Source organism: Paraconexibacter antarcticus (assembly GCF_024220175.1).
Taxonomy (GTDB): Bacteria; Actinomycetota; Thermoleophilia; order Solirubrobacterales; family Solirubrobacteraceae; genus Paraconexibacter; species Paraconexibacter antarcticus.
In genome coordinates this window covers 247,064-258,972 of the sequence record NZ_CP098502.1, presented here as the reverse complement: position 1 = coordinate 258,972, position 11,909 = coordinate 247,064, and the positions used below count along the sequence as shown (strand labels likewise).

Genomic DNA, 11,909 nt, shown 5'->3' with positions numbered 1-11,909 from the left:
ACATCCCGTCGGCTGGGTCGGTGGCGGCCCGGCACCGCGCGGGGAACCCGCGGCTGAACTATGAGCAACCCGCCCTCGTCAGGGGGCCGGCCACGCCCGATGTTAGACAGCGGCTCCCCACGACGAACCCCTGGTCCTGCGGTACCCAACCCGCGCATATCAGTCTGACCGCGCGTCGCGCACAGCCTGCCGGACCGCCACCAACCCAGCCGACAGCACAGACACGAACGAGCGCTAATGCGCCACTTCGCCGACCCTAGGTTGACGAACGGCCGTCCATATCAGTTCAGGGGCTCCGTGACGCAGCGGTAGGCCTTGCTCCCGGCTGCGGTGTCGGGGGTCACCCCAACCGCGCCGGACTTGTCAGTGATGTAGAGCGCGTCCACGTGCCCCGGTGAGGTGCTCGACGGGTAGACGCTCGAGGTGAGCTCTCCCCCCGGGGCGGGATCGACCGCCGAGAACGCAGCGGCGAGTTCGTTGTACGTCGGCAACCGGCGACCCGGTGCCTGCGGCGTGCCGACAAGCATGCATGTCGACACGGCGCTGCCGTACGCGGCCGGCGGCCGAGCGGTCCGCTCGACGCAGACTCCGGCCGCAGGGAGCGTGTCGGGCGGACACTTGATTTTGAGATCCTGGGACGTGAGGCCGCCGACGCGTGCGGCGTTGAACGCGCGAGGTACGGCGGCGAGCGATGCCTCGCGGATCTGGGTGCCCGTCAGCGTGTTGTGACGGAGCTTGAGGCCGATGATCGATCGGTTCTTTATCTGGCTTCCGCTGATGGAGTAGGCAGCGTACGAACTGCCGCCGAGCGCGATGAAGACCGCGAGCGTGGACATCACGTTCGCGTAAGTCACGCTCCTTGGCCTGGGTACCTTCATCTGCGTTCCTTCCGCTTGCCTGCCTTAAAGCCGCGGCCGCTCATGCGCGGCCCCTGACCCGGACGCGAATCGACTTCGATGTTCCCGCGGCGAACGGGTAGCCCGCTTCGCGCGGAAGCTCGACACGGAATCGGTACCACTGGATGCCGCGGGTTCTCGCGAACTTGTAGGGCACCGACCAGTTTCCTGCCTGGTCTGTGCGCACAGTCCGGAAGGTTTGCCACCGACCTGCGAGCTGCACCTCCAGCTGGACAAGCTTCCCGCCGGCCGGAACGGGGACGCTCGCCACATGCCCGCCGAAGGTCACCGACTGGCCGTTGAGCACCCTGGAACGGTTCACGCGCAGCGAACTCGCGGCTGGGGTGACGAGGCGAACGGAGGACTGCGCCGGAAGCGTCACCGCCGAGCCCGCGTACGTGAAGCGAAGAGTTCGTGAGGTCGTGCCCGATGCGGTGTAGGTAAAGCGCCCGGCCGGATCGGTGGTCACGTCGCCGATCAGATGCTCGGGTGTGGTCTCCGAGCTCTCGAGGACCTGAACGTCGGCGCCCGCGAGGCCCTGGCCGTCACGGTTGGTCAGCTGACCCGCGATCTGTGCGCGTCGGCCGAGGGCGAGCGCGATGCTGTGGAAGACCCGGGTGACGCGTCGTTGCGTGACCCGTCGTTTGCCGTGGCGGCGGACCGTCGTGCGTTCGATTCGCTCTCGGGGGATTCCCGCTCCGAGGGTGGTGGCGATGCGCAGCGGGAGGGTGAGCGTCATCGGCTGTCCGTCAGAGCGCTGCGTGGTGGAGGCTTCGTTGTGCGCTTGGTCGTGGGCGGTCGCCCGGACCTGGTAGCTGCCGGCGGGCAGCGTCGCGTCGTCGATGCGAGCGACGAGGCGGCCTCCGTCGGTCGTGGTCTTCAGCGCCTGCCAAGTCCCCGAGCCGGCGGGGCTGATCTCGATCGAGCCGTCGGCCAGGCCCGAGATCTTGTCGACCACGGGTGCGGTGATGAGCGTCGGGTCACTTGCGTCGGGCGGGTTGAAGCTGACCTGCGGCGGTTCTGGGTCGTAGCGCAGCGTCACCGGCACGGACGCGGCGTCGGGGTCCGTGTTGCCTGCGGCGTCGTGACGCCACATGGAGACCGTCCACTCCCCGGGGCCAGGAGCCTGCAGTGGGATGCGCGAGATCCCGTCGCCCGGTACATCGGTCTGTGTGCAGGTGCCCGAGGCTGAAGCCGAGCAGATCTTGTAGGTCGCGCCGACGATTGGGGCTCGATCGTTCTCCGCGGGGTTCGTCCATGACGCGGCGAAGTCGTTCGTGTTGCGCCAGCCGTCGCCTCCCTCGAGGCCGACGTCGACTCGTCCTGGCGGGGTGTTGTCGACACGCGCCGTGACGCTCGGAGAAAGGCCGAGGTTGCCTGCGGTGTCTTGAGCTTGCACTGCGACCTGCTGTGTTCCATCGGGAAACCGTGCCGTGTCGACAACGAGGTGACCAGGGCCATTGGCGCACGGCGCCGGGTTCGCGAATGCGCCATCCGTCGTCGCAACGGCGCACGAACGGTTGTCGGCGTCGCTTGCCTGGTCGCCGCTTGTGAGCCGCGCCAGCCGAACGCCGACGTTGTCCTGGGCGTTGTAGTTGAGCGGCTGGCTACCGCTGACCCATGCGCCGGTGGCGAGCGCGGTGTCGGGAGTGATGGTCGCGGTCGGGGCTTGGTTGTCCTCGGCTGCTGCTGGATCGCAAGAAGATCGCGGCCGAGGAGCGCCTGGACGGCAAGTACCTCCTCTCGACCAGCGACCCCGACCTGTCCGCTGAGGACGTGGCGCTGGGCTACAAGAACCTGCTCGAGGCCGAACGCGGATTTCGCGACATGAAGAGCACGCTCGAGCTGCGCCCCGTGTTCCACAGGTTGGAGCACCGCATCCGCGCCCACGTGCTGATCTGCTGGCTCGCGCTGCTCATGATCCGCATCGCCGAACGCCAGACCGGCCACACCTGGCGCCGGATCGCGCTCGAGCTTCAGCGCCTGCACCTCGTCACGCTCACCGGGCCCGACGGCCAGGTTCAGCAGACCACCCCGCCCAGCGCGCTGGCCGCCCAGTTCCTCGCGGCCGCGCAGGTCAAGGCGCCGCCGCGGATCACCGCGATCACCCCCGCCTGACCGCCCCCAACAGCCCGCCAGAAGCCCCCGCGAGCGCCGCTCGCGCGTGGGCACACGGCCACACACGCCGAAACACCCCGAAAGCCCAGGCCCCGCCTGGGCTTTTCGCGTATCCGCTCACCTACTCACTGCGGAACCCGGGCGAGATGGAGCGGTCGCGGAGGCGGGGGCGCCCGCTCCTATTCGCGCAAAAGGGAAGCTTCGAACTGCTCGCGGCTGGCGCGGTTTGGTCGAGCTGACGAGCGACGTCCAGCCGCTCAGCGCAGGTGTTTGTGGAAGATGACCTTGTCGTCGCCGGCTTCCCAGTACTCCGGGATGCGCGCGACCTCCGTGTAGTGCTTGGCTCGGTAGAAGGCGCGCGTCGCCTTGTACTTCGATGTTCCTGACGTCTCGACCAGCAGCACGCGTTGGCCGTCGCTGCGCAAGATGTCCTCGACGTGCTGCATCAGCCGGCTGCCGATGCCGCCGCTGTGGTGTTCGGGTAGGACAGCGATGGCCAGGACGTTCCAGGTCCCGTCGGTGTGCGCTTCGGGGCGGAAGAACGCAAAGCCGACGGGGGCTCCGTCGTGTCGGGCCGTCAGCCACTGCTCCTGTCCTTCAGAGGCGAAGAATGAGGCGAGCATGTCGTCGAGCGCCTCGACTGGGAACAGGCCGGTCTGCTCGAGCACGATGCGAAGCCCGGGGACGTCGGCGGCGACTGTGGGGGAGGTCTCGACTTGAGATACGTGCATGATGCACCTATCCTCGCGTGCAGATGACTTCACGTCAAGCATTAGGCGACCGAGCGCGGGCCGCGAACCTTCTCGGTGCCTTGTCGACCGCATTGCAGGAGCGCTCAGCGGTGCCACTGGGGACGCATCCCAACCAGAGCAGCACAGCCACCGCGGCGCTCAAGCTCGTGTCGGAAGCGCCCGGGTGCTCGAATGCCCAGCTCGCGGCGGCGCTGTCGCTCTCACACTCATCGACGGTGCGGCTCCTGAATCGGCTCGTGGACGGTGGCTTGGTCGAGCGGCGCGCGGCGACCGACGGTCGAGCCGTGGCGTTGCACCCGACGCCGGCAGGACAGCGACGGGTCGAGGCGGCTCTCGCGAGCCGGCGCGCTGCAATGCAGGACGTGCTGCGCCGGCTCGATTCCGAGGACGTCGCTCACCTGGAGCGGATCGCCGCGACGCTGCTTGAGTCCGCGACGACATCTCCGGTGGCGGGTGCGCACCTCTGCCGTCTTTGCGATCAACCGAGCTGCCCGCAAGACCAGTGCCCCGTGCATCGCCGAGCCCAGGCCCTCGCCGCTGGCACCCGGCCCACCTAAGAACGATCAGCGAGCCAAACGAGCAGCTCGCCGCTACGGCGCGTGCCCCCTAACATCGATCCTCACCGGCTGCGCCGCGCCTTGAATCGCATCCGGCCACCAGGAGGTCTCTGCCCCTTCCGAATGAAGGCGAGCCGCTACCGCTTCGGACGGTGGCTGTTGCGTAATGGTCGCGGGCCGGCGTGGCGGTGGCCGGGGCGGCGCAGCCGCCCCGGGCTGTTAGGCCAGGGCGGGGGTGTTGTGGTGTCGCCAGAGCTTCAGGAGGTTGCCGGTGGCGGTGATCAGTCGCCATTCTGAGCGGCAGGCTGATCGTCCTCGGCGTTGGAAGCGGTCGTAGCCGCGGTTGAACTTGGTGTCGCCGAAGATCGGTTCGATCATGCCTTGGCGTTTGCCGTAGAGCTCGGCGCCGTGGTCGGTCTGAAGAACGCGGCGCATGTGGGCGTAGAGGCCGCCGTCCCAGCCGGGCCGGGTACCGCGGCGTTTGCCGGCGTCGGGCGGGATCAGCAGTTGGATGCCGCGCGAGACGACCTGGTCCATCTGCACCTGGTGCCAGTAGCCGGCGTCGGCGAGCACCGTCGTCGGCAGGGTGGTGATGCCGATCGCCTGCAGCTCGCGTTCGGCCGCAGCCACCATCGGGCCGAGCTGCCCGAAGTCCGGCGAGGTGTTCGTCAGCTCCGCAGCGATCACGATCTGCGCCCCGTTGGCGGCCGCTTGGGCGTTGTAGCCCTGCACCCACCCCCGCGGCGTCTTGACGTTGCGCGAGTCCGGGTCGGTGAGGTTGACCTTTCCTTGCGGCACCTGCGGCGGCGTGAACGGTGTCGGGGGTTTCCCGAACCGGCGCCCGTCCTTCATTCGGCCTTGGGCGCGGTAGGCCTCGTAGGCCTTGTTGGCCCGGACCTCGCTCCAGAGCTCTTCCTCAAGTCGTCGCTTGGCGTCCTTCAGCCGCGCCGGCCGCGAGGCCGGAATCGGCCGCGCTTCCTCGGCGCGCTGCGCTTCAAGGCGCTGCTTGGCCTCGCGCAACCAGCCGCGCCGGCCCTGACTTGTCGCCAGCTCGTCCGGCAGCTCATCGCCGCGACGCTCGCCGAACTGCTCGTCCTCCGCCGCGTCGATCTCGGCGGCCTCCTCGAGGGTCTTCTTTGCCAGCTGCCCGTAGTCGACGTTCGCGTGCTGGGAGGCGTTGGCGTGCATCTTGGTGCCGTTGATCGCCACGACCTCCAGGCCAACCAGGCCGGCCTGCGCGCACAGCCCAAGCACCTGACTGAACAGGTCGCCCTGCGCGCTCGTGCCGCTGGCGAAACCGCGCGATCGTCGTGTGGTCTGGCGCGAGGTTCGCCGCGATGACTCGATGCGCGACGTCCTCGATGCAGCGCCGCTCGATGCGCCGCGAGGACCGCTCGCCGGTCGCGTAGGCGTACATCAACAACGCGACCATCAACCCCGGATCGTGGCCAGGCCGGCCATGCCCGTCCTGGCGATACGCCGAGTAAAACGAGGCCAGATCAAACGACTCGACCGCATCGATGACGAACCACGCCAGATGATTCGGTGGCAGCCACTCCCGCAGCGACGGCGGCAGCAACAGCTCCTGCTCACGATCAGCCCCGATGAACCGCTGGCTCATCACCGGATGGTCTTAAGCCCACCGGACAGATTTACGCAACAGCCACGACGAAACTCAAGCGCGGTCACCTGCGATACACGGCGAGTCTCGTGATGCGGCCCTCGTGATCGACGTCGAAGACGTCGACGATCGGTACATGTCCGCGTTCTGGGTGGGCAACGACGAACTCGACGACACAGCGTTGACTGTCGGCCACGTAGACGTCTTCGATGATCGGGGCATTCATCGCCTTTACCTCGTTTAGGTACCGCTCCGCGATGGCAGGCTTGCCGCGACGCGGTTCGATGGGCGAGATGGGAATCCACTCAGCGTCATCGTGGAAGAGATCGACCATCGCCTGCTGGTCGTTGCGATTGGAGGCGGCGATGTAGCTCCGAGCCACGCGTTCAGGCGTCGTCACGACTACAGCCTTGCCGCTGCGGGTTCCGGCGGCAAGTCTCTCGCTTCGGAGGACGTCCGAGGCTCGTTCGAAGGGGTAGTTGTCGTCGCGGCCGCTCTCCCGGGCGAAGCAAAAGACCGGCGATCGCCGGGCCGCGTCGTAAGGTGGCCGATATGGCACCGATATCGTCCGAGCTCGGCGCGCTTCTCGTCCACATCGCCCGTGCCGACGGCGGGTCTCGCGTTCAGTTCACGCCCATGTTCATCCAGAACGAGGAGCACCCGGTCTTTGTCGAGCCACACGTCGAAGGACATGAGACGATGCTCCCGGGGACAATGCGTGCTCTCGCCGAAGCCGGCTACCTCGACGTCGATCCGGGGGCACCCGGGGAGTTCGGTCCCTTCCGTCTCACCGAGGCCGGGCGGGCAGAAGCTGTACGTCTCGCGCGTTCCACGACGAGGCAGCCCGTCGACCTCTCATGGGAGGCGGTGCGACCCGTCCTCGTCGTCGCTGTGGCAGCGGTTGAGCGCGTGGTGGGTGGTGAGCTTGCTGCGTTCGACGACATCGCGCGAGACTTGGCCGGCGTCATGCCGCGCGGCTCGGCCGGTCGCGCGCTCGAGACGTTGCGCGACAACGGCTATGTCGAGCTTGTAGAGGAGATGGGCAACGACGAGCCGCTGGAGGTAAGACTGCTGCCCCCAGCCCTGCAAGAGGTTCGGGGTTGGCCCGGACCGATGTCAGCCGAGGGCGTCGTCGAGCGGCTGTTCGAGGCGCTCGATCGCGCGATAGCCGCCACCGAGGACGAGACCCAGATCTCCCGGCTCATAAAGCTACGCGCGGCTGCTTCCGATGTCGGCAAGAGCGTGCTCGCCGGGGCAATCCTGACAGCTGGAAAGGCGGCCACCGGCGTCTAACTACGAGCCCGTCGCTCGAGTTCAGCACCAACCTCAGAGCGCCGTGTCGGAGCGTCCACACTGGAGTTCCCCCGCTTTTGTGGACACTTTGATCTAACCCTGTTTCGGTGGAGTCGGGTTCCTGGAATCAGGCGGCGGTGTCGTTGTCGTTGGGGATTGTCTCGGGCCGGTCGGAAGGATCGCCGTGGGTCGGGATCTCGGCTGCGGTTGCCGGAGCGAGCCGTAGGCGAGCGGAGGCAATCGCAGCCGCGCGTCGTGCTGGCTGCCCACCCCCGGAGTCCGGGCCGGCGGTCTCGGTGAGCCACGCGGTTTCGACCTCGTCGGGGGTGCGCATCGCGAGCGCCGAGTGCCGTCGGCGGGGGTTGTGCCAGAGCTCGATGTAGTCGTGGATCGCGCCGGCGAGTTCGATGCGGGTCTTCCACCTGCGGCGGTTGAAGAGCTCGACCTGCATCCGTCCCCAGAAGCTCTCCATCAGGGCGTTGTCGTAAGCCGAGCCCACGGCGCCCATCGACGGCGAGATGCCGACCTGGGTGAGGTTGTGGCTGTAGGCCCAGGACGTGAACTGAACGCCGCGATCGCTATGCATCACAAGTCCGCTTCGGTCAGGGCGCCGCTGTGTCGCCATGCCGAGCGCGTTCAGGACCAGGCTCGTCGTCTGGGTGGCGTCGATCGCCCAGCCCACGACCTTGCGGCTGAACGTGTCGAGCACCACGCAGCAGTAGACCTTGCCCTCGCGTGTGGGGTGCTCGGTGATGTCGGTGACCCACCGCTCGTTCGGGCGGTCCCGCCGGAACTTCCGGCCAACGAGGTCAAGCGACGTGACCCGCGAGAGCTTCGCGCCTCGCGGCAGCCGGCGGCGCGGCAGTCCCTTCAGGCCGAGCTGGCGCATGATGTCGCCGACGGCGTTGTGCCCAACGAAGATCCCGCGCCCGTACTTCAGCTCCGCGGTCACGCGCATCGCACCGTAGGTGCCGCCGGACTCCTTATGGACGTCGGCGATCTCACCGGCCAGCCAGATCCGCCTGAGCGTCCTTGGCGCATCGGGCCGGCCCTTCCAGGCGTAGTAGCCCGACGGCGAGACCCCGAGTGCGAGGCAGGCCTGCTGCACGTTGATCGCGATGCTTCCCTGCCCGGTCAGAGACTCAATCACCGGGTAGAGCCTTTTGGGGCAACGCCCTGCGCCAGGAACACCTCGTTGACCTTGCGCGCGACGGCCAGCTCGGTCTCAAGCTGCCTGATCCGCCGACGCGCGGCGGCGAGCTCGAGCTGCTGGCTTGTGGTCGCGCCCTCCGCCTCGCCACGGTCGATGCGGTCCTGCTTCAGCCAGTTGTAGATCGTCGCATCCGACATCGCGAACGTCTTCGCCAACTGCTTGACCTTCGTCCCCGAGCGCGCCAGCTCGATCACCTGGCGACGGACCTCGGGTGGGTAACTCCTCGGCATCTGCGGCTTCCTCTCTGCCAGCAGACCCCAGTATCCCGACTCCACTTTTTCGGGGTTAGATCACCCTGTCCACCGAAACGGGGGAACTCCACACCGCCGTTCCGATGGCCTTTGAAACCACCTCAGCGAGCGTCTTCGCCCGACCTCCATAAGCGTGTCGCGCGCCCGGACCGCCCATTGATTGGGCCTCGTCCTCTGACGATTCCGCAATCTCATCCAGCGACGACAGGAGTCGCTCAGCAGATTCCTCACTATCGCCGCCTGGCCAGCCTCTCGTCGCGCGAATGCCGCGGATCGTTGGCTGCGCGATGAGCTCGTCTGTGTCGTCTTTGTACCGGGCATCTACCCAGTCCGTTGCCTTAGGGAGTTCAATCGTCCTCATGAGGCCGAGATCGTCCGGCGGGCGGCCGACGCGCGATGGGACGGCCTCGATGCCGACGCAATAAGCAGTCGATCCGCCCGCCCCAGTCCAGGCATCCACAATCGCGTGAAGAACCGGACGGACGTTCGCCCAAGTGAGATCGACCGGCTCGATGTGCGCGGCGCGTCTCTGCTCGCGGACCAGTTGTCGCGCCGCGCGAGCACCATCCAGGGTTGGTTTCACGAGGTAGCGCCCGGAACCGCCTAGGTCGATGTCTACGAGGCCGTAATCGGCGAGGTCATCAAGGTCGTCGCGTGTCGCTGCGACCTCGCCCGTGTCCCCGTGGAAGCTCTCACCGTGGTGGAGCAACCGTCTGCGGTTCACGGGATCGACCGCCTCGTACTGCCGAACGATGCTGACGAGTATTCAGGTCAGGCGGTCACTTATCTCCACGCTGAGAGTGTGGCGCGCGGGTCGGCTACGACGGTCGAGACCGTCATCAGGGCAACGGCTGGGCCCACGAAGCAGCAGGTACCGATCAGTCGCAACCGCCGGGGCCTGTCTTTGCAGGCTGGCCTGTCGTCGTGGTGCTACCGCTTCGAACAGCGGGCCTCGTGTTCGGCAGGCATCGTTGCCGCTTTCGCGGCGCCCGCCCGCCGCGTCCGACGGTCCGACGGGTCGCCCGGAGCAAGCCGAGACGCGAAGCCGCCAGCGGGAAGGCGTCGGCGGCTCGCCCATACTGCCCTGGTACTGCACCCGGTGCCTGAAAACGATCAGATGCGACAGTAGGCGCCGCTGCGCGCTGGACGGCGGCTTGAGAGGAGCCCCAGCAAACCGTGCAATTCTCCGCCCCCGACGAGCGCAGAGCTCACGACGCCGACTCCATTACGAGTGAAGTCATCGGCCTGGCCTCGACCGGTCGACGCCGCCGAGGGCCAAGCTGCGGTCCGCACCCTCTCTGCTCGCAGAGCCCTCATGGACCCCCGTCGCGCCGCTGACCTCCCTCCGCTGACCCGCGAGAACGTCCTCTCGACGTCCGAGGTCGCCGACCTGCTCGGCATCCCGAAGTCGACCGTGCACCAACTCGCTCGACGCGGCGACCTCCCCGCAAGGCGCGTCGGCCGGCGCTGGCTGTTCCTCCGCGACCGCGTGGCAGCGGCCGTGGCCCCGCTCGAAGATCCGGCCGCCTGGCGCCCGAATCGCGACGCGAAATAGCTCAAGCGCTACTCCGCAGCGCTACTCCGCTCGCCGACGACTTCCCTTCATAGCGAGCCAGAAACGCGAAAAGCCCTGCGTTTGCAGGGCTTCTCTCTAGCGGGAGCGACGGGACTCGAACCCGCGACCTCCGGCGTGACAGGCCGGCGCTCTAACCAACTGAGCTACGCCCCCAAGACGAGACATCCGTCCCGGGGGCGGAAGTATGACACGGCGCGCGCGAGGCGGTCGACTGGCCGGGCAGCCAGTCCGGCGGTACACTCGCGGCAGGTCGAATCTGAAATGGGTTCAGGTTCGGGAGGAGGCTTTCCGTGTCGTCCGCACTTGCCGGTCCCAAGCCGCTGAAGACCAGTCCGGTCCTGAAGATCGCGTCGGACCTGCGCCGCGAGCGACAGGCGACGACGCCGTTCCCGCCCGGCGAGACGCGCTTCTCGATGCGGAGGACGCAGCGATTCGCCGCGACCCCGCTCCCGGTCCTGCTCGAGGCCTACGCGCAGCACGGCCCGGTCTTCACGCTGCGGATCCTCCACGGCAACACGATCTTCGCCCTCGGCCCCGAGGCGAACCACCACATGCTGGTGTCGAACGCGCGCAACTTCTCGTGGCGCGAGGGCTACATGTCCGACCTGTTCCCGCTCCTCGGGGACGGACTGCTGACGATCGACGGCGAATTCCACCGCCGCTCCCGCCAGATCATGCTGCCGGCCTTCCATCGCGAGCAGATCGCCGCGTCGACCGCGGTCATCCACGAGGAGGTCGGCCGCGCCCTCGACCCGTGGCAGGCGGGGCAGCGCCTGGACCTCTACGAGTGGACGCGCGAGCTCGCGCTGCGGATCGCGATGCGGGCGCTCTTCGGCCTGCGCAGCGAGACCGCGCCGCAGGCCGCGCACGACTTCGAGGAGGCCCTCGGCTTCTACGCGAAGGACTACCTGCTGCAGGCCCTCCGCGGGCCCGGGTCCCCGTTCGCCCGGATGCGCGCCGCGCGCGCCCGGCTCGACGTCCTCATCCACGGCGAGATCGACCGCCGCCGCGCGACCGGTGAGCGCGGCACCGACATCCTCTCGCTGCTTCTCGACGCCCGCGACGAGGACGGCTCGTCGCTCAGCCGCGCCCACGTGCGCGACGAGGTCATGACGCTCCTCTTCGCCGGGCACGACACCACGACCTCGACGATCTCGTTCCTCTTCCACGAGCTCTCCCACCATCCGCAGCACGCGACCGCCCCGCTCGACCTCCTGCTCGACGAGACGCTCCGGCTGTACCCGCCCGCGTGGATCGGCCCGCGGCGCACGATCGAGCAGTGCGTCATCGCCGGCGTCCGGGTCCCCGGCGGCGTCCCGGTGAACTACTGCTCCTGGGCGAGCCACCGCCTGCCCGACGTGTGGGAGGCACCGCACGTCTTCGACCCCGGCCGCTTCGCCCCCGGCCGTCGCGAGCAGATCCCCAAGGGCGCCTACGTCCCCTTCGGCGGCGGCTCGCGTACGTGCATCGGCATGCGCTTCGCCCAGGCGGAGATCGACGTCATCGCCCGCGCGATCCTCGACCGCTGGCGCCTGGAGCTCGAGCCCGGGTACCGCCTCTCGATCCGGCAGATGCCGACGATCTCCCCGCGGGCCGGCATGCCGATGACCGTGCGCGCCGCCGCCTGACGCG

Annotated in this window: 12 protein-coding genes, 1 tRNA gene and 2 pseudogenes; 5 read left to right on the top strand and 10 right to left on the bottom strand. The window is 68.2% G+C overall.

The window, feature by feature from the left end; genetic code table 11:
- Positions 1-281: 281 nt before the first annotated feature.
- Positions 282-836: a hypothetical protein gene (locus NBH00_RS01355; RefSeq protein ID WP_254571564.1), complete on the bottom strand. Its 555-nt coding sequence runs from the start codon at positions 834-836 to the stop codon at positions 282-284.
- 82 nt (positions 837-918) lie between these two features.
- Entirely contained in the window at positions 919-2,295 is a 1,377-nt protein-coding gene (locus NBH00_RS01350; RefSeq protein WP_254571563.1) for a carboxypeptidase-like regulatory domain-containing protein, read from the bottom strand.
- 281 nt (positions 2,296-2,576) lie between these two features.
- Here NBH00_RS01350 and NBH00_RS01345 point away from each other — a divergent pair.
- Positions 2,577-3,014: pseudogene (locus NBH00_RS01345) on the top strand (IS1634 family transposase); the annotation flags it as partial.
- A 257-nt stretch (positions 3,015-3,271) separates the two neighbouring features.
- Here NBH00_RS01345 and NBH00_RS01340 read toward each other — a convergent pair.
- Entirely contained in the window at positions 3,272-3,682 is a 411-nt protein-coding gene (locus NBH00_RS01340) for a GNAT family N-acetyltransferase (RefSeq protein ID WP_254571561.1), read from the bottom strand.
- A gap of 86 nt (positions 3,683-3,768) precedes the next feature.
- Between NBH00_RS01340 and NBH00_RS25375 the strand changes: the two genes are divergently transcribed.
- A complete protein-coding gene (locus NBH00_RS25375; protein ID WP_367401278.1) occupies positions 3,769-4,323 on the top strand; it encodes a MarR family winged helix-turn-helix transcriptional regulator in 555 nt (184 codons plus the stop codon).
- A gap of 219 nt (positions 4,324-4,542) precedes the next feature.
- On the opposite strand, the gene NBH00_RS01330 is transcribed toward NBH00_RS25375, so the two are convergent.
- The 3 genes and pseudogenes from NBH00_RS01330 to NBH00_RS01325 all read right to left on the bottom strand — a co-directional run bounded on the left by NBH00_RS01330 (position 4,543) and on the right by NBH00_RS01325 (position 6,344).
- Positions 4,543-5,532 (bottom strand): transposase, encoded by a 990-nt coding sequence (locus NBH00_RS01330; RefSeq protein ID WP_254571559.1) that lies wholly within the window; start codon positions 5,530-5,532, stop codon positions 4,543-4,545.
- 136 nt (positions 5,533-5,668) lie between these two features.
- Positions 5,669-5,944: pseudogene (locus NBH00_RS25725) on the bottom strand (transposase); the annotation flags it as partial.
- A gap of 64 nt (positions 5,945-6,008) precedes the next feature.
- The gene (locus tag NBH00_RS01325; protein WP_254571558.1) at positions 6,009-6,344 is read right to left on the bottom strand and encodes a nuclear transport factor 2 family protein; all 336 of its coding nucleotides are present in this window, start codon (positions 6,342-6,344) and stop codon (positions 6,009-6,011) included.
- A 236-nt stretch (positions 6,345-6,580) separates the two neighbouring features.
- Between NBH00_RS01325 and NBH00_RS01320 the strand changes: the two genes are divergently transcribed.
- Complete coding sequence (locus NBH00_RS01320) at positions 6,581-7,237, top strand: hypothetical protein (protein ID WP_254571557.1); 657 nt, start codon at positions 6,581-6,583, stop codon at positions 7,235-7,237.
- A gap of 127 nt (positions 7,238-7,364) precedes the next feature.
- Here the strand turns inward: NBH00_RS01320 and NBH00_RS01315 are convergent, their stop codons facing one another.
- From NBH00_RS01315 to NBH00_RS01305, 3 genes are read right to left on the bottom strand one after another with little or no spacing between them, the layout of a single operon-like run.
- Entirely contained in the window at positions 7,365-8,345 is a 981-nt protein-coding gene (locus tag NBH00_RS01315) for an IS3 family transposase (protein WP_254571556.1), read from the bottom strand.
- A 38-nt stretch (positions 8,346-8,383) separates the two neighbouring features.
- Positions 8,384-8,680 (bottom strand): transposase, encoded by a 297-nt coding sequence (locus tag NBH00_RS01310; protein ID WP_302182679.1) that lies wholly within the window; start codon positions 8,678-8,680, stop codon positions 8,384-8,386.
- A 55-nt stretch (positions 8,681-8,735) separates the two neighbouring features.
- Positions 8,736-9,425 (bottom strand): hypothetical protein, encoded by a 690-nt coding sequence (locus tag NBH00_RS01305; protein WP_254571554.1) that lies wholly within the window; start codon positions 9,423-9,425, stop codon positions 8,736-8,738.
- A gap of 591 nt (positions 9,426-10,016) precedes the next feature.
- On the opposite strand from NBH00_RS01305, the gene NBH00_RS01300 reads away from it, so the two are divergent.
- Positions 10,017-10,256: a helix-turn-helix domain-containing protein gene (locus tag NBH00_RS01300; protein WP_254571553.1), complete on the top strand. Its 240-nt coding sequence runs from the start codon at positions 10,017-10,019 to the stop codon at positions 10,254-10,256.
- A gap of 100 nt (positions 10,257-10,356) precedes the next feature.
- On the opposite strand, the gene NBH00_RS01295 is transcribed toward NBH00_RS01300, so the two are convergent.
- Positions 10,357-10,430: transfer RNA gene (locus NBH00_RS01295), tRNA-Asp, on the bottom strand.
- A 137-nt stretch (positions 10,431-10,567) separates the two neighbouring features.
- Here NBH00_RS01295 and NBH00_RS01290 point away from each other — a divergent pair.
- Positions 10,568-11,905, top strand: coding sequence for a cytochrome P450 (locus NBH00_RS01290; protein WP_254571552.1), 1,338 nt, complete (start codon positions 10,568-10,570; stop codon positions 11,903-11,905).
- The last annotated feature ends 4 nt before the right edge of the window (positions 11,906-11,909 follow it).